Here is a 16,837-nt window from a genome sequence, read left to right on the forward strand (position 1 = left end):
GAAAGTTGTGAAACGGCGTGATATCGGCGGGCCTGAAGGTGATCGTCAACCGCGACTTGCCGCAGCTGCTCTCCGCGTATCAGTATCTGTGCTCGAAATTGCCGAGCGCGAAAAACCCGTCGATTGCGTGGATCGGCGAGATGTCGATCAGCTCGGTCAGAAAAGCTTCCGACGCCAGTTCTTCCTCGATCGCCTCTACCTCGGCCGAAAGCGGCCTGTCCACCGTATAGAAGGCCGCATGCCGGCGCACGGCGTCATAGACGAGCTTTACGGCACCACCCGGCTGGTCGCCATGGATATCCATCGCCTGCGCCGCCAGCAGCGCCTCAAGCGCCGCCAGACGCTTCAGCGCCTGCACCTGTCGTTCGAACCGTTCGATCACGAGCGGCAGAAAGGCCGCCTCATCCTCCATCCCGCCGGCAACGACAAGCGATTGGGCCGAGACCGGATTGGTCATCGACAGCACGCGCGAAAAGATTTCGCCGGCCAGCTTGATGATCGGCCCGAAACCGGTGGCGATCGCGCCCGGCGGCACCAGATTGACCGGCAGGTCGCGCCTCTGGCCGTTGCCGAGCAGGACGCATCGGTTGAAGGCGTTGCGGGCCGCATGCGCCATGGTGAGCGAGGCGGATTCGAGCAGCACGGTGACGTCGAGCGGCAGCGATCCGCCAGAGGTCAGCACCCGGCCTTCGGCGATGACAGGATTGTCGTCGGAGCGACCGGTCGCGGCCAGAACCTTGTGGCCGGCGGTCAGCACGCTTTCGAACACCGAGCCGAATACCTGAGCGATCATCCTGAGGCTGAGCGGGTCCTGCACATGCGTCGCTTCCGGCCAATCCCAGCCTTCGGAAGCATTGCACAGCCATTGACCGATCATCGCCTCGCGGGCGGTGCCGACATGGGTGACGGCGATCCACGGATCGCGCGAGGCGCCCATCGCACCGGCCGCCGTCAGTCCGGTGGCAAGCAGGGTGCGGATCGCGCCGGCCGCCGTGCGGGTTGCCCCTGCGGCGGCGGCAAAGCTCACGGCATTGACGCTGAGTGAGGCAAGGCTGTCACGCGGTGCCATTCTGGCCGGTGCGATGCCCGCTTCGGCAAAGGCCTGCACGGCAGGCAATCTCTTGCCCTTGTAGATCGCCTCACCGACGCCGGTCAGCACCGCACCGATCTGGCCCATCAGGCCGATATCGGCGCAGCCGATCGAACCGGTGCGGCGCACGACCGGAATGACATCGGCATGCAGAAGATCGAGATAGGCCTGAACCAGTTCCGTCGAGCAGCCGACATAACCGGTCAGTGCCGTATTCACCCGAATTGCCATGGCATTGCGTACGACCGAGCAGGCAAAGGGTTCGCCGGTGCCGAAATGGTGGGCGCGCACAAGGCCGAGATTGAAGATATCGATTTCTTCATTTGTCCAGGCGACGTCCTTCATCGCGCCGACGCCGGTCGTCGCGCCATAGACGGGCGTGCCATGGGCAATCGTGCTTTCGAGAATGGCGCGGGCAGCGGCGACGCGGGCAAGGCCGTCGGGATTGGCGCTGATAGACGCCTCCGCCTTGCCGATCAGCAGGAGTTCCGCAAATCCGATCGGCTGACCCGTCAGTTCGATATGCTTCAGTGTGCCGGACATCTCATCCCTTTTTCTCGACACACTAATCCATATCCCCGGTCAGGGTATATCCCAGAAGTTGGACATACGATGTTGCAGGGGCGAAAGGATCAACCGACAGAAAAGGCGATGACGACGAGGGCGATTGCGATGATCCAGAGAGCCCAGCGGCCGGAACGGCTGTGCCGCGCTTCCGAACGTCCGATCGCGTCCGCGGTCTCGGCGTCGAAGCGCAGGCCGTTTTCCGTCATATGCATGACTTCCTGGTGGAATTTTTCCGTGCGTGCTGCGATTTCAGGGGCCGCCTCGGCCAGCTTCACCATCGCCTTCACGCCGTCGCGCAGGTCGGAGACGATCCGCTTCGGTCCGAGATTGTCGCGAATCCAGTCGCCGACGACAGGTTCGGAGGCTTTCCACATGTTGAAGCGGGGATCGAGCATGCGCGACACGCCTTCGACGACGACCATGGTCTTCTGCAACAGGATCAGTTCCGGCCTTGCCTGCATTTCGAACAGGTCGGTCACTTCGAACAACAGGGCCAGCAACCGCGCCATCGAAATCGTCTCGGCCGGCTGGCCGTGGATCGGTTCGCCGATCGCGCGGATCGCCTGCGCAAACGCCGCGACATCGTGATGGGCCGGCACGTAACCGGCCTCGAAATGCACTTCGGCCACGCGGAGGTAATCGCGGGTGATGAAGCCGTAGAGGATTTCGGCCAGGAACCGCCGCTCCTTTTTGCCGAGCCGTCCGGTAATGCCCATGTCGACGGCGACGATCGTGCCGGTATTGTCGACGAAGAGGTTGCCGGGATGCATATCGGCGTGGAAGAAGCCGTCACGCAGGGTATGGCGCAGGAAGGACTGGATCAGGATTTCGGCAAGCTTTTCGAGATCGTAGCCCGCAGCGCGCAGGCTCTCGATATCGTTCATCTTGACGCCGTCGATCCATTCCATGGTGATGACGTCGCGGCCGGTGCGCTCCCAGTCGACGCTCGGCACCCGAAAACCGGGATCGTCCTTGGTGTTCTCGGCGATCTCGGAAAGGGCTGCCGCCTCAAGGCGCAGGTCCATTTCCATCTTGGTCGTCTGCTCGAGCGTGCGCGTCACCTCGACCGGCTTCAGGCGCCGGCTGGAGGGAATGAAGCGTTCTTGCAGATGCGAGAGCAGATATTGCCCTTCGATATCATTGGCAAAACGCTGGCGCACGCCGGGACGCACGACCTTGACCGCCACTTTTTGTCCGTCGACGATGCAGGGATGCACCTGCGCGATCGAGGCTGCGGCGATCGGTTCGCCGAAATCGGCATAGAGTTCGTCCACCTTGCGGCCGAGCGAGCTCTCGATCGCGGACCGGGCGGCGGTCGTCGGAAAAAAGGCCATCCGGTCCTGCAGAAGCGCAAGATCGACCGACCAGTCGACACCGACGACGTCCGGCCGGGTCGCCAGAAACTGGCCGATCTTCACATAGGACGGTCCGAGCCGCTCGACGGCGCGCGCAAGCCGCTCGGAGCGTTTCTGTTTCAGCGCCCGCTTGCTGGCAAAAGGCTGGATCAGCGATTTGAACAGGCCGACCACGGGCGGCAGGCCCTGCGTGGGTATGTCGGAGACCACGCCCTCGCGCACGAGAACCCAGCCGACGCGGGCGAGCCGGAAATAGGCGCCTATTGTGCTCATGCGATCAGAGCTTCCAGCCGGAATGCAGGGCGGCGATGCCGCCGGTATAGCTCGTATAGGTCACGCGCGAAAAACCGGCCGTGCGGATCATCGTCGCGAAATTTTCCTGGTTCGGAAACTTGCGGATCGATTCCACCAGATACTGGTAGGGCTCGGCATCGCCGGTGATCATCTTGCCGAAGCGCGGGATCGCGCGGAAAGACCATTCGTCATAGATCTTTTCCAGACCCGGAAGCTCGACCTCGGAAAACTCCAGCACCAGCAGCCGGCCGCCGCGCTTCAGCACGCGATAGGCTTCGGAGAGCGCCACGTCGATGCGCGGCACGTTGCGGATGCCGAAGGCGACCGTATAGGCGTCGAAGGAATTGTTCTCGAAGGGCAGCGATTCCGCATTCGCCTCGACAAAGGTGAGGTTGTCGGAAAGTCCCTTCTTTTCAGCCCGCTCGGCGCCGACGGCCAGCATCGAGCCGTTGATGTCGAGCACGGTCGTATGCGCCTTGCGCCCGGACGCCTCGACGATGCGGAAGGCAATGTCGCCCGTGCCACCGGCAACGTCCAGCGTGCGGTAAGCGTCGTCCTTGCGCGGGTTCAGCGCCGAAATCATCGCATCCTTCCAGACACGGTGCATGCCGACCGACATGACATCGTTCATCACGTCATAGCGCTTGGCGACCTTGTGAAAGACCTCGTTGACGAGACCCTGCTTCTCGCCATCGGCAACCTTGCGGAAGCCGTAGGACGTTTCCATGCCGCCTTCGGCGCTGGTGCGTGCTTCGGTCATCGAAAACTCCTTCGGCAAACTCGGGTAACTCAATGTGGGGCGACCATAGCGAAATCGCCACTGCCTCGCTATCTGAAGCTTCACGCTTATAGATGTGACTGCAGCCGCCTGTCGTCCATGGGGCGATCGTTCTATAGACCGCGAGCGGCCGAGTTGAAACAGGAAGTTGGAGAGCCATGCCCGAATTGCCAGAGGTGGAAACCGTCCGTCGCGGCCTTGCCCCGGCCATGGAGGGCGCAAGGCTCGCTAGGCTGGAATTGAACCGCCCCGACCTGCGCTTTCCGCTGCCGGAAAATTTTGCCGAAGCCGTCGCCGGCCGCCGCATCGTGTCGCTTGGCCGCCGCGCCAAATACCTGCTGATCGATCTTGAGAACGATCTCACCGTGATTGCCCATCTCGGCATGTCCGGCTCGTTCCGGATAGAAGACGAGACACTCGGCGAGTTTCATCATTCACGCTCCAAGGACGGTAAGCACGATCACGTGATTTTTCACCTGGAGCGGGAAGAGCGTCTCGTGAAGGTCATCTACAATGACCCTCGCCGTTTCGGCTTCATGCATCTGTCGAAGCGCAGCGAACTCGATCTTTACCCGGCCTTTGCCGAGCTCGGTCCGGAGCCGACCGGCAATGCGCTCGATGCCGATTATCTTGCCACCCGTTTCGCGGGCAAGGCACAGCCGTTGAAGAGCACGCTGCTCGACCAGAAGGTCATTGCCGGTCTTGGCAATATTTATGTCTGCGAGGCGCTCTGGCGTTCACATCTTTCGCCCGAGCGGGCGGCGGGAACGATCGTCACGAAGACCGGCAAGCCGAACAAGGAGCTTCTCCTCCTGAACGAGTCGATCCGCGAGGTGATCGCCGATGCGATCGCCGCCGGCGGCTCGTCTTTGCGTGATCATATCCAGACGGATGGCTCGCTCGGTTATTTCCAGCATTCCTTCTCGGTCTATGACCAGGAGGGAAAACCTTGCCGGACGGCGGGATGCGGCGGTACGGTCGCCCGCATCACCCAGGCGGGCCGTTCCACCTTCTACTGCCCATCCTGCCAGAAGTAATCGGCTGCCGGAAATAACGGCCGACACCATATCGAGAGGAGACATCCCCATGAGCGACGAGACGAAGAGCTACGAAACCCTGCTGACCGAAATCCGCGGTTCCGTGGCGCTTGTTACCCTCAACCGGCCGAAGGCGCTGAATGCGTTGAATTCGACCCTGATGGCCGAGCTTGCCGATGTCCTCTCCCTTTATGAGAAGGACGACGCCATCGGCGCTGTCGTCCTCACAGGCTCGGAAAAGGCCTTTGCCGCTGGTGCCGATATCAAGGAAATGCAGGGTCTCGATTTCGTCGATGCCTATGTCAGCGATTTCATCGGCGGCTGGGATGCCGTCTCGACCTTCCGCAAGCCGCTGATCGCTGCCGTTTCCGGCTTTGCGCTCGGTGGCGGCTGCGAAGTGGCGATGATGTGCGATTTCATCATTGCCTCCGACACGGCGAAATTCGGCCAGCCGGAAATCACACTTGGCATCATTCCGGGCGCCGGCGGCTCGCAGCGCCTCACCAGGGCTGTCGGCAAGGCCAAGGCCATGGATCTCGTCCTGACGGGCCGTATGATGGATGCAGCGGAAGCGGAAAGGGCAGGGCTCGTCTCGCGCATCGTGCCGGCCGAGCGGCTGATCGACGAGGCGGTCGAGGCGGCGCAGAAAATTGCCTCCTTCCCGCGCGCGGCCGTGATGATGGCAAAGGAGGCGGTCAGCCGCTCCTTCGAGGTGACGCTGACGGAAGGTCTGCGGTTCGAGCGCCGGTTGTTCCACTCGCTGTTTGCCACCGAAGACCAGAAGGAAGGCATGGCGGCCTTTGTCGAAAAGCGCAAACCCGCCTTCCGGAACCGATGATAGACCGCGCAAACCATCAAAATGCGCGTTGACTGCCGCATCTATTCCAGCTATATGCCCGCCCACAGTTGGGAAAGCCTGATCAACGGCTTCCTCTATTGCTCCCGAATTGCTGGATCAAGGGTCGCAGGACCGACGCGGCAGTGGCGGAGTTTTGGTTCGAATTCGTAGAGAGGCATAAATGGCCAATACAACTTCGGCGAAAAAGGCGACCCGCAAGATCGCTCGCCGTACCGCAGTCAACAAGGCTCGCCGTTCGCGCGTACGTGGTTTCATCCGCAAGGTTGAAGAAGCCATCGCAACGGGCGATCTGTCGGTCGCAGCAGCAGCCCTCAAGGCAGCTCAGCCGGAGATCCAGCGTGCAGCCACCAAGGGCGTCCTGCACAGCAACACGGCATCCCGCAAGGTCTCGCGCCTCGCTGCCCGTGTGAAGGCACTTTCCGCCTAATTCACATTTCGTTGAGCATTAAACAAGAAGCCTGGTCGCAAGACCGGGCTCTTTGTGTTTCTATTCAGACGTTTGGTTCTTATCCGGCTCATTGACGTTTCCGTGTCACTGGCGTGACAGAAATTTCCAATTAAAAACAATAGCTTGAGCGAGGTAGTTAGGATCGTGCCACAGTTTTGGCACACTCGAAGGGGCCAATTTCGAGTCAAGGACTTTTTTATTTTTTCTCTGAATCGGGGCGTCGGCATCGGCCAAAATTTGAATCCCATTGATTCAATTTGGATTCTCCGTGACGGCGTCTGTGACATTCAAATCACGTCCCAAGAGTCAACGCCCGGCTCTTAATTTTGCGTAAAATTCATCGTTGATCTTGTCAGTCGATCCTGCCTAAATGAATTCCAGCAAGGGGCACGGGGAAAACTACAGAGAGCTGCCAACGCCTACCCATCCGGGTTAGGTTACGCACTTTCTGCCACTTGTTGCGGGACTAAATTCCCGTTTCCTAAATAACCAAGGGTTGCAGCCTGGAAATCGGCATTTCCGGCGACGCTTCTGGTTTGCGTAATAAGCCGGTCTTTGACCGGAGGGTGAATGTCTGGAAACGCAAGTGACCGGACAGTGGAGAATGAAAGCCCGGATTGCCATGACGAGGATGGCACATTCGGGAATGCGGGTTGGCTCCCGCAGGGGCAGGCCGTTTACGAGGCGGGCTGCGCCTAACAGTCATGGCATGCGAGCCGTGGCTTGAAAAAGGGGATGTGCGGCAAAGCTTCTCTTCGGGGAATGATCTGCCGCGCCTTTGAACGAGGTTGATCCTGGCGGCAAAGAACCGCCGGGCTGTTTTTAGAAGGCGGCAAAACTAATGCAAATGAACACCGTTTCGTTTCGTGCGGCTGGTAACGGCGAGCCTGCACGGGAAGCGTATGATTCCGTTTGCTCCCAAGCGGCAGGGGACACATCAGAAATGAAGCATGATGCTCTTTTCGAGCGTTTCAGCGCACGTCTGAAGGCACAGGTTGGTCAGGACGTTTATGCAAGCTGGTTCGCGAGGTTGAAGCTCCATTCGATCTCAAAGAGTGTTGTGCGGCTGACGGTCCCGACGACTTTTCTCAAGTCCTGGATCAACAACCGTTATCTCGATCTGATCACCACCATCTTCCAGGCCGAGGACGCTGAAATCCTCAAGGTCGAGATCCTGGTGCGCAGCGCAAGCCGCACGGTCGCCAAGGCGCCGGTTGCCGAAGATCGCGCACCGATGAGCCAGGAAACCGCCGCTCCGGCCGCACCGCGCGCTTCGATGCCGCGCGAGATCGGCAAGATCGCCACTTTCCCGACCGCCGCTTCCACGCCGATCCGTGCCTCGCAGCCGGGCCCGCTGTTCGGTTCGCCGCTCGATAGCCGTTTTACCTTTGAAACCTTCGTCGAAGGCGCTTCCAACCGCGTTGCGCTTGCTGCCGCCAAGACGATTGCCGAAGCCGGTGCCGGTGCCGTCCGCTTCAATCCGCTCTTCATTCATTCGAATGTCGGCCTTGGAAAGACGCATCTTCTGCAGGCCATTGCCAATGCCGCCGTTGGCAGCGCCCGCATGCCGCGCGTCGTTTATCTGACCGCCGAATATTTCATGTGGCGTTTCGCAACCGCCATTCGCGACAACGACGCCCTGACGCTCAAGGACTCGTTGCGCAATATCGATCTTTTGATCATCGACGACATGCAGTTCCTGCAGGGCAAGATGATCCAGAACGAGTTCTGCCATCTCCTCAACATGCTGCTCGACAGCGCCAAGCAGGTCGTCGTTGCCGCCGACCGTGCGCCCTGGGAGCTGGAATCGCTTGATCCGCGCGTCCGTTCGCGCCTTCAGGGTGGTGTTGCCATCGAACTCGAAGCGCCCGATTACGACATGCGTTTCGAGATGATGAAGCACCGTCTGGCTGTCGCCAAGCAGGACGATCCGTCGCTGGATATTCCGGCCGAGATTCTGAGCCACGTTGCGCGCAATGTCGCCAATAGCGGCCGCGAACTCGAAGGCGCGTTCAACCAGCTGATCTTCCGCCGCTCTTTTGAGCCGTCGCTGACGATCGACCGTGTTGACGAGCTGCTGGCCCATCTGGTCGGCGCCGGCGAAGCCAAGCGCGTCCGTATCGAGGACATCCAGCGCATTGTCGCACGGCATTATAATGTCTCGCGCCAGGAGCTGGTCTCGAACCGCCGCACCCGCGTCATCGTCAAGCCGCGCCAGGTCGCCATGTACCTGTCGAAGACCATGACGCCGCGTTCCTTCCCGGAAATCGGCCGTCGTTTCGGCGGTCGCGATCACACGACGGTCCTGCATGCCGTCCGCAAGATCGAGGACCTGATCTCCGGCGATACCAAGCTCAGCCATGAAGTCGAGCTTCTGAAGCGCCTGATCAACGAAAATAACGCCTGATCGTTTTGACAAGACGGTCCCGCAAATCGCGGGACCGTCTGCAATGCATTTACGGGATGGCTGACAGGCGATCCTGCGCTTGACCGATCTCAAATCGGGGCGCATGTCTTGGTTTCGAGAATATCGGGGCCTTCAAAAAATGTTTTTCCTGTCCGTCGCGGCAATCTGGGCAATCGCCTGCATCACGCCCGGCCCAAGCACGCTGCTTGCCATTCGTTATTGCCTGACCTCACCGCGCAAAGTCGCGGTCGCCGCTGCTGCGGGCACGATCACCGGCACGTTCTGCTGGGGACTTGCTGGCTGGCTCGGTATCAACGTCCTGTTCCAGGCCGCCCCCTTTGCCTATCTGGGGCTTAAGATTGCCGGCGGGCTCTATCTCGTTTGGCTGGGTGTCAAAGTGTTTCTCGATCTGCGCAAGTCGCGCCGTCATGCGCCCGAGATTGCCGCAGCGCGCATCGATGTGCCCTTGAAGACGGCCTATCGCATGGGCCTTGCCACCAATCTCGCCAATCCGAAATCGGCGCTTTTCGTCGCCTCGCTGTTTGCCGCGACCATGCCGGTCGGCACGCCTTTTTATTATGGCCTCGCGGCCATTGCCGAGATGATCGCGATCTCGACACTTTATTACACCTGCCTGATCGCCCTCATCACCCATCCGGCCGTCGCTGCGGGTTATATCCGCGCCAAGCGCAAGATAGACCTCGGTGTCGCGACCGTCTTCATCGGTTTCGGCACGAAGCTGCTTTTGTCCCAGAGGTAAATGGCCGATGAGCGACGGCAGGAACGAGACCGCTCAATTCTATGCCGAAAATGCCGCCATCTATGCGGCGGAGCTCTCCAAGGCGAGCCCGAAACAGCTCGACCGTTTTCTCGAAAAACTGTCGCCGGAGGCGGCCATCCTCGAACTCGGCTGTGGCAATGGCCGCGACAGCGCCGCGATGATCGCCCGCGGCTTTTCCGTCACGCCGACGGATGGCGTTCCGGAAATGGCAGAGGAGGCATCCAGGCGCCTTGGCGTCGCTGTGGATGTCCTGCGCTTCGAAGACATTGAAAGCGTAAGCGCCTTCGACGGCATCTGGGCCAATGCCTGCCTCCTGCATGTCCCCCGCGCAAACCTCGCCGGCATTCTTTCCCGTATCCACCGGGCGCTGCGCCCTAGTGGCGTTTTTTATGCCAGCTTCAAAGCAGGCGAGGCGGAAGGTTTTGACGCGCTCGGTCGCTTCTTCAACTACCCATCGCGAGAATGGCTCGGGAACGCCTATGCAGCGCTGGAATGGAAGAGTGTCGAGATCGCTCAGGATCTTGGTGGCGCCTATGACCGTAAGCCGACCGAATGGCTGCAGGTCATGGCGGTGAAAGACTGAAAAACCTCGCTGGGTCTCAGAAGGCGAGATCGGCCACGACCGCGTCGAGGATCAGCATGCCCTTCGGCGTGCAGCGCAGTCTCGAATTGCCGATGCGTTCGATAAACCCGTGTTCCAGTAAAGTCTGCTCGCGGTCCGGATTGGGATCACGGCCGGAAAGCTGCTGCCAGCGGGCAAGATCGACGCCTTCGCGCAGGCGAAGGCCCATCAAAAGCAATTCGTCGGCTTGCTCGTCGTAACCCAGCAATTCCTGGTCGACCATTCCATGACCTTGCGCTTCCACCTGTTCCAGCCAGGTTTCCGGACGACGCTCGGTAGCGGTCGCGATCTTTTGGGAGCCGCGGCTGAGGCGGCCATGGGCGCCGGGACCGATGCCGGCATAATCGCCGTAACGCCAATAGGTGAGGTTATGGCGGCTTTCTGCGCCCGGCTGGGCGTGGTTGGAAACTTCGTAGGCCGGCATCCCGTGCCGCGCAGTAATTTCCTGCGTCGCCTCGTAAAGCGCTGCCGATTGATCGCCATCGGGCACGATCAGCTTGCCGGCTTTGTGCAGGCCGTAGAAGGGCGTGCCTTCCTCGATCGTCAGCTGGTAGAGCGAAAGGTGATCGACGGCATAGGAGATGGCCTGCGCAAGCTCCGCCTCCCATTCCTCCACCGTCTGTCTCGGCCGTGCATAGATGAGGTCGAAGGACATGCGTGGAAAGATGTCGCGCGCCAGCTTGATCGCCTTCAGCGCGTCGGCAACGTCATGCAGACGGCCTAGAAATTTAAGGTCCGCATCGTTCAGCGCCTGCACGCCGAGCGAGACTCGGTTGACGCCGGCAGCCCGATAACCGCGAAAACGCGTGGCTTCGACGCTGGAGGGGTTGGCCTCCATGGTGATCTCGATGCCGTCGGGCATATGCCAATGGCGGGAGATCCCGTTGAGGATCGCCTCGACGGTGGCCGGGTCCATCAGCGAAGGCGTGCCGCCGCCGAGGAAAACGCTGGTCACCGTCTTCGGGCCGCTCATGCGGCGCATCGTCTCCATCTCCTTCAGGAAGGCGGCGGTAAACCGTTCCTGATCCACCGGCTGATGGCGGACATGGCTGTTGAAATCGCAATAGGGACACTTCGCCGCGCAAAAAGGCCAATGCACATAAACGCCGAAACCGGGTTCACCGGTATCGGGCAAAAGCGTGTCGGCCACGATGGGGGCGAGCGTGTTCAACTAAACTCAAGCCTCCAGGCAGGTCTCGACGAAGAGCTTGAAGGCCCGCGCCCGGTGCGACAGCGCATGTTCGTCACCCGGCTTCCAGCCGTGCTTTTCCTCGCCGCTCATCTCGCCAAAGGTCTTGTCATAACCCTCCGGCTGAAAAATCGGGTCGTAGCCGAAACCGGCCGTGCCACGTGGCGGCCAGACGAACGTGCCTTCGACCTCGCCGCGGAAAAGCTCGGTGTGGCCGTCCGGCCAGGCAAGGCAGAGTACGCTGACGAAACGGCAGCTGCGCTGTTCCGGCGCGATCGCGCCCTTGTCTGCAAGCGCCTTCTCGACCTTTTCCATCGCCATCTGAAAATCGCGCGTGCCGTCCTCGCGCTCAGCCCAGTTGGCGGTGTAGACGCCGGGCGCGCCATCCATCGCGTCGATGACGATGCCGCTATCGTCTGACAGCGCCGGCAGACCGGAAGCCTTTGCTGAGGCGAGTGCCTTGATCGCCGCATTTTCCTCGAAGGTGGTGCCGGTCTCGTCCGGTTCCTCGAATTTCAGCTCGGCTGCCGATTTCGCCGAAAAACCAAACGGGCCGATCAGGTCGGCGATCTCGCGGATCTTTCCGGCATTATGGCTGGCGACGACGATCGTCTTGGTATCGAGCTTGCGCATGAAATTCCTATTCTAGGTTCCAGAGTTTCGGCTCTGCACATTCCAGGCTGTTGCCGGCCGGATCGCGGAAATAGATCGAGCGGGCACCGTTTGGCCAGCGGAAGTCGCTTTCGATCGCAATGCCCGCCTTGTTGAGCTTTTCCGCCATTCTGTCAATCGCCTCGCCATCCATCCGGAAGCAGATATGCCCGGCTCCGGACGTTCCGTGCGGCGGCACCGGCAATGCATCGGCTGGCGGCAGCTTTATGGTCTCGGTTGGATTGAAGATCAGCAATATGCCGGGCCCGCAGCGGAAGAAGATATGCCGGTCTCCGGCCCGCAGGATTTTTGTCAGTCCGAGCAGGTCATCATAAAACGCCTCGGCGGCGTCAAGGTCATCGACATAAAGCGCGGTTTCAAGAATGCCGTCGATCATCGTGAGGCCATTTGTTAGGATGGTGGCATCCGCTGCAAACGGCCAAGCCTGGCCGGGAGGGTGCCAATGCCGATCCTGATATCAGTTGTTGCGGGCCTTGTTCTCGGTGGCGCAGTGCTGGCCGCCGTCTTCTGGTGGGCATTTCGACCTTGGCCGAAGCCCGGAAAATCGCTCTTTCCCGAGCCTCATGGCCATAATCCTGCGCCGGATACGACAATCGTTACCGGCACCGGAAATGATATGCCCTAGCGCCTGCAGAACTTAAGCGATCGCCGCCTTCTGCAGCGCCACCAGTTCCTGTGTGCCGGCCTGCGCCAGCGACAGGAGCTGCAAAAACTCTTCCTGGCTGAAAGGCTTGCCTTCGGCCGTGCCCTGAATTTCGACAATGCCGCCAGCGCCGGTCATGACAAAATTGGCATCGGTCTCGGCGGCCGAATCCTCGAGATAGTCGAGATCGAGCACCGGCTGGTTCGCAAAAATACCGCAGGAGATTGCTGCGACATGGTCCTTCAAAACCTTGTCGAGCTTGATCATCGAGCGCGTTTCCATCCATTTCAGGCAGTCGTAAAGCGCAATCCAGCCGCCGGTAATGGCCGCGGTGCGGGTGCCGCCATCGGCCTGGATGACGTCGCAGTCGATGGTGATCTGCTTTTCGCCAAGCGCTTCGAGATCGATCACGGCGCGCAGCGAACGGCCGATCAGGCGCTGGATTTCCTGGGTGCGGCCGCCCTGTTTGCCGGTCGCGGCCTCGCGCTTCATGCGGTCGCCGGTGGCGCGCGGCAGCATGCCGTATTCGGCGGTGACCCAGCCCTTGCCGCTATTGCGCAGCCACGGCGGCGTCTTTTCTTCGAGGCTCGCCGTGCAGAGCACATGCGTGTCGCCGAATTTCACGAGACACGATCCCTCCGCGTGCTTGGAGAAATTCCGTTCGAACGAGACCTTGCGCATCTGGTTCGTCTGTCGGCCTGAAGGGCGCATGCTGTACTCCTCTTTGTGTATGTCCGCCTTCTAAGACTCCGGCCTGTGTGTTGCAAACAATTTCCCTTTTGCGGATGCACGGTGAATGACTATATTTTGTCGGTATCGCCAACAATATTGCGAAGGGATAGATGGCATTTCCGGGACCGATCGACAGTCAGGGCGGCGCATTGGACGACCGTTCGCGGGAAGTCTTTCGCCGCATCGTGGAAGGTTATCTCGAAACCGGTGAGCCGCTCGGCTCGCGCAATCTGTCGCGCCTCCTGCCCATGTCGCTGTCACCGGCCTCGGTGCGCAATGTCATGAGCGATCTGGAAGAGCTCGGCCTCATCTATTCGCCACATATCAGCGCCGGCCGCCTGCCGACCCAGACGGGGCTGCGTTTCTTCGTCGATGCCTTCATGCAGGTCGGCGATCTTTCCGAAGACGAGCGCTCCAGCATCGATCGCCAGATCCGCCCCTCCAATCGCGACCAGACGCTGGAAAGCCTGCTCGCCGATGCAAGCTTGATGCTTTCGGGTGTCTCACGCGGCGCCGGCATCGTCATCACCACCAAGAGCGATCCGGTCATCAAACATGTCGAATTCATCCGGCTGGAGCCCACCAAGGCGCTCGCCGTGCTCGTCGGCGAGCATAATCAGGTGGAAAACCGCATCATCGACCTGCCGGCGGGAGTGACGACGTCGCAGCTCACGGAAGCTGCGAATTTTCTGAACGCCCATCTCGGCGGCCAGACCATGCTCGAACTGCGCAACCAGCTGAAACGGCTGAAGGACGAGGTGCAGAGCGAGCTTGTCACCCTCTCTCAGGATCTCGTTGAGCGTGGCCTCGCCGTCTGGTCGGGCGACCATGAGGAGGGCAAGCCAAGCCAGTTGATCGTCCGTGGCCGCGCCAACCTGCTTCAGGGCCTCGCCGATACCGCCGATCTGGATCGTCTGCGGCTTCTTTTCGACGATCTCGAAAAGAAGGACAGCCTGATCGAGCTTCTCGAACTGGCCGAAAACGGTCCCGGCGTGCGCATTTTCATCGGCTCGGAAAACAAGCTCTTTTCGCTCTCGGGTTCATCGCTGATCGTCGCACCCTATCGCGATGGCGAGGACCGCATCGTCGGTGCGGTAGGTGTCATCGGCCCGACAAGGCTCAATTATTCCCGTATCGTGCCGATGGTCGACTATACGGCGCAGCTTCTTGCCCGCCTCTCGCGCTAGTTTCGCCGAAAGCCTTGATTTTTCCGCCCCGAACCTCGATATCGGGCACAAATCTCGCACTGCGGGATATCCCAGAACAATTTTTTAAAACCGGAGACCGTCATGACCGACGAAACCAAGAAGAACGGACCTGACGCAGCGACTGCCGACAAGGCAGCTGAAGCTGTTTCTGCCGCTTTCGAGGACGTGGCCGATAACGGCGCCGATGCAGAGATTGCCTCCGAGCCGGACCCGCTTGAACTGCTGAAGGCCGAGAATGCCGAACTTCGCGACCGCTTCATGCGGCTCGCCGCTGAAATGGATAACCTGCGCCGCCGCACCGAACGCGACGTCAAGGATGCCAAGTCCTATGCCGTTTCGGGCTTCGCCCGTGATATGCTGGCCGTGTCGGACAACCTGCGCCGCGCGCTGGACGTCATCCCGGCCGAAACCCGCGGCGCTGCCGATGCCACTCTGACGACGCTTCTCGAAGGCGTCGAGATGACCGAGCGCGCCATGCTCTCGGCGCTCGATCGCCATGGTGTCAAGAAGATCGATGCGGAAGGCCAGAAGTTCGACCCGAATTTCCATCAGGCCATGTTCGAAATCCCGAACCCGGCCGTTCCGAACAATACCGTCGTTCAGGTCGTCCAGGCCGGCTTCACCATCGGTGATCGCGTTCTGCGCCCAGCCATGGTCGGCGTCGCCAAGGGCGGCCCGAAGCTGGAAGCAGCAGCCGAGCCGGCTGGCGAAAAGAAGTGACGATTTTGACTGCCGGGTGCATGCATCCGGCATTCGTCCGTTTCTGACTTTGGAAAATTGAAGGGGCGCGGAAATTCCAGCGCCCTTTTTTGTGCCTGGTGGGGTCTTATGCGGCGTGGTTCGCCTGTTCCTCGTTGAGGAAAGCATAGATGGCCGAAGCCGAATCGGTCTTGCGCAGCTTGGCGACAAGATCCTGGTCGCGCAGCACGCGGGCAATGCGCGACAGCGCCTTCAGGTGGTCGGCGCCGGCACCTTCGGGGGCAAGCAGCAGAAACACCAGATCCACCGGCTCGTCATCCAGCGCCTCGAAATCGACGGGCGCTTCCAGTCGGGCGAAAATGCCCTTGATCGAGGAAATATTGGCGAGCTTGCCATGCGGAATGGCGATGCCATGGCCGACGCCGGTTGAGCCCAGCCGTTCCCGCTGCAGGATGACGTCGAAGATTTCGCGCTCGGACAGGCCTGTCAGCTTGGCTGCCTTGACAGCCAGTTCCTGCAGCAGCTGTTTTTTGGTGGTGACTTTCAGGGCAGGAATAATCGCATCTTGCTGCAGGAGATCTGCCAACGCCATTCTCTTCATCCTTTTGCCGCGAAGGGCGAGGGGAGCGCCGTGGCCGACGCTCTCCCGTAGCTGTTAGTTCTTTATATTGGTGGAATCGATCCAGCCAATGTTTCCGTCTGTGCGCCGGTAGACGATGTTCAGCTCTTCCTTGCCAGGGCTGCGGAAGAGAAGAACCGGTTCGTCGGTCATATCGAGCGCCATCACGGCGGTCGCAACCGACATCGTCTTCAGTCGCTTGGTGCTTTCCGCCACGATCGTGGGTGCGAAATCTTCCGGCACCTCGTCATCCTCGTCCGGAACGCGATCCATTACCGTATAGGCAACTTCTATGCCACCATTCACATGGTTGCCGGCATAATGATCCTTCAAGCGGCGCTTGTAGCGACGCAGGCGTTTTTCGATACGCACTGCGGCGGCATCGAAGCTCGCCTGGGGATCATTCGCTTCACCCGCTGCATGCAGGACAACCCCGGTATCGAGGTGGACCTTGCAATCTGCGGAAAAGCGAGACCCGGACTTTTCGACAATGACTTGTCCGGAATAACCGCCGTCGAAGTATTTAGTAATCGCGTCGCCGATGTGGTCCTCGATCTTTTGACGGAACGAGTCACCGATTTCCATATGTTTACCGGATACACGCACACTCATGGAATTTTTCCTTCTTGTCGTGACTTGCGTGTTGCAGTCTACGCCAAGCCGCCTCCTCATCCAAGCCGTTGAACGCGACAAGGCTAAATTGAGTGCAGCGATCTCGATTGAGGTTTCGGTTTTCACCGGTCCGATTGCGGCGGGCTAATAAACCTGACCGTTGGGGATGTCAATGTACCGGCTTTGTGCCGGTCGTGCCTGTCCACATTCCGGCGGTTTTCAGCG

17 protein-coding genes are annotated in these 16,837 nt (G+C 60.3%); 8 read left to right on the forward strand and 9 right to left on the reverse strand.

From position 1 onward, the window contains the following. Positions 1-79 precede the first annotated feature (79 nt). From FHW37_RS17255 to ubiE, 3 genes are all read right to left on the reverse strand, one after another. Complete coding sequence (locus FHW37_RS17255; protein ID WP_145638581.1) at positions 80-1,633, reverse strand: aromatic amino acid lyase; 1,554 nt, start codon at positions 1,631-1,633, stop codon at positions 80-82. A gap of 89 nt (positions 1,634-1,722) precedes the next feature. Further along, entirely contained in the window at positions 1,723-3,285 is a 1,563-nt protein-coding gene (ubiB, locus tag FHW37_RS17260) for a 2-polyprenylphenol 6-hydroxylase (RefSeq protein WP_145638583.1), read from the reverse strand. Between the two features lie 4 nt (positions 3,286-3,289). Beyond that, positions 3,290-4,066: a bifunctional demethylmenaquinone methyltransferase/2-methoxy-6-polyprenyl-1,4-benzoquinol methylase UbiE gene (gene ubiE / locus FHW37_RS17265; protein WP_145638585.1), complete on the reverse strand. Its 777-nt coding sequence runs from the start codon at positions 4,064-4,066 to the stop codon at positions 3,290-3,292. A gap of 176 nt (positions 4,067-4,242) precedes the next feature. Between ubiE and mutM the strand changes: the two genes are divergently transcribed. From mutM to FHW37_RS17295, 6 genes are all read left to right on the forward strand, one after another. Beyond that, positions 4,243-5,121 carry a bifunctional DNA-formamidopyrimidine glycosylase/DNA-(apurinic or apyrimidinic site) lyase gene (gene mutM, locus FHW37_RS17270; RefSeq protein WP_145638587.1) on the forward strand — a complete coding sequence of 293 codons (879 nt, stop codon included), beginning with the start codon at positions 4,243-4,245 and terminating at the stop codon, positions 5,119-5,121. 49 nt (positions 5,122-5,170) lie between these two features. Further along, positions 5,171-5,959 carry an enoyl-CoA hydratase gene (locus FHW37_RS17275; protein WP_145638589.1) on the forward strand — a complete coding sequence of 263 codons (789 nt, stop codon included), beginning with the start codon at positions 5,171-5,173 and terminating at the stop codon, positions 5,957-5,959. Positions 5,960-6,140: 181 nt separating this feature from the next. Continuing rightward, positions 6,141-6,407: a 30S ribosomal protein S20 gene (rpsT, locus tag FHW37_RS17280; protein WP_145638592.1), complete on the forward strand. Its 267-nt coding sequence runs from the start codon at positions 6,141-6,143 to the stop codon at positions 6,405-6,407. 862 nt (positions 6,408-7,269) lie between these two features. Beyond that, positions 7,270-8,835, forward strand: coding sequence for a chromosomal replication initiator protein DnaA (gene dnaA, locus FHW37_RS17285; RefSeq protein ID WP_145638594.1), 1,566 nt, complete (start codon positions 7,270-7,272; stop codon positions 8,833-8,835). Between the two features lie 139 nt (positions 8,836-8,974). Next, on the forward strand, positions 8,975-9,595 hold the full coding sequence (locus FHW37_RS17290; RefSeq protein WP_145638595.1) for a LysE family translocator: 621 nt from the start codon (positions 8,975-8,977) through the stop codon (positions 9,593-9,595). A gap of 7 nt (positions 9,596-9,602) precedes the next feature. Continuing rightward, the gene (locus tag FHW37_RS17295; protein ID WP_145638597.1) at positions 9,603-10,199 is read left to right on the forward strand and encodes a class I SAM-dependent methyltransferase; all 597 of its coding nucleotides are present in this window, start codon (positions 9,603-9,605) and stop codon (positions 10,197-10,199) included. A 16-nt stretch (positions 10,200-10,215) separates the two neighbouring features. Here the strand turns inward: FHW37_RS17295 and hemW are convergent, their stop codons facing one another. The 4 genes from hemW to rph form a co-directional block, all read right to left on the reverse strand. After that, positions 10,216-11,409, reverse strand: coding sequence for a radical SAM family heme chaperone HemW (gene hemW, locus FHW37_RS17300; RefSeq protein WP_145638600.1), 1,194 nt, complete (start codon positions 11,407-11,409; stop codon positions 10,216-10,218). Positions 11,410-11,415: 6 nt separating this feature from the next. Continuing rightward, the gene (gene rdgB, locus FHW37_RS17305) at positions 11,416-12,060 is read right to left on the reverse strand and encodes an RdgB/HAM1 family non-canonical purine NTP pyrophosphatase (RefSeq protein ID WP_145638601.1); all 645 of its coding nucleotides are present in this window, start codon (positions 12,058-12,060) and stop codon (positions 11,416-11,418) included. Between the two features lie 7 nt (positions 12,061-12,067). Further along, the gene (locus FHW37_RS17310; RefSeq protein ID WP_145638603.1) at positions 12,068-12,475 is read right to left on the reverse strand and encodes a VOC family protein; all 408 of its coding nucleotides are present in this window, start codon (positions 12,473-12,475) and stop codon (positions 12,068-12,070) included. Positions 12,476-12,736: 261 nt separating this feature from the next. After that, entirely contained in the window at positions 12,737-13,453 is a 717-nt protein-coding gene (gene rph / locus FHW37_RS17315; RefSeq protein WP_145638606.1) for a ribonuclease PH, read from the reverse strand. Positions 13,454-13,584: 131 nt separating this feature from the next. Here rph and hrcA point away from each other — a divergent pair, with 131 nt between their 5' ends. Next, positions 13,585-14,661 (forward strand): heat-inducible transcriptional repressor HrcA, encoded by a 1,077-nt coding sequence (gene hrcA / locus FHW37_RS17320; protein WP_145638608.1) that lies wholly within the window; start codon positions 13,585-13,587, stop codon positions 14,659-14,661. Positions 14,662-14,763: 102 nt separating this feature from the next. Next, positions 14,764-15,402: a nucleotide exchange factor GrpE gene (gene grpE, locus FHW37_RS17325; RefSeq protein WP_145638610.1), complete on the forward strand. Its 639-nt coding sequence runs from the start codon at positions 14,764-14,766 to the stop codon at positions 15,400-15,402. A gap of 106 nt (positions 15,403-15,508) precedes the next feature. Here grpE and ptsN read toward each other — a convergent pair whose 3' ends face one another. Together ptsN and hpf are read right to left on the reverse strand one after the other, a co-directional pair. Beyond that, positions 15,509-15,973 (reverse strand): PTS IIA-like nitrogen regulatory protein PtsN, encoded by a 465-nt coding sequence (gene ptsN / locus FHW37_RS17330; RefSeq protein ID WP_145638612.1) that lies wholly within the window; start codon positions 15,971-15,973, stop codon positions 15,509-15,511. A 63-nt stretch (positions 15,974-16,036) separates the two neighbouring features. Then, positions 16,037-16,612 (reverse strand): ribosome hibernation-promoting factor, HPF/YfiA family, encoded by a 576-nt coding sequence (hpf, locus tag FHW37_RS17335; protein ID WP_145639294.1) that lies wholly within the window; start codon positions 16,610-16,612, stop codon positions 16,037-16,039. Between the last annotated feature and the right edge of the window lie 225 nt (positions 16,613-16,837).

The sequence above is a fragment of the Neorhizobium alkalisoli genome (genome assembly GCF_007829835.1).
Taxonomy (GTDB): Bacteria; Pseudomonadota; Alphaproteobacteria; order Rhizobiales; family Rhizobiaceae; genus Neorhizobium.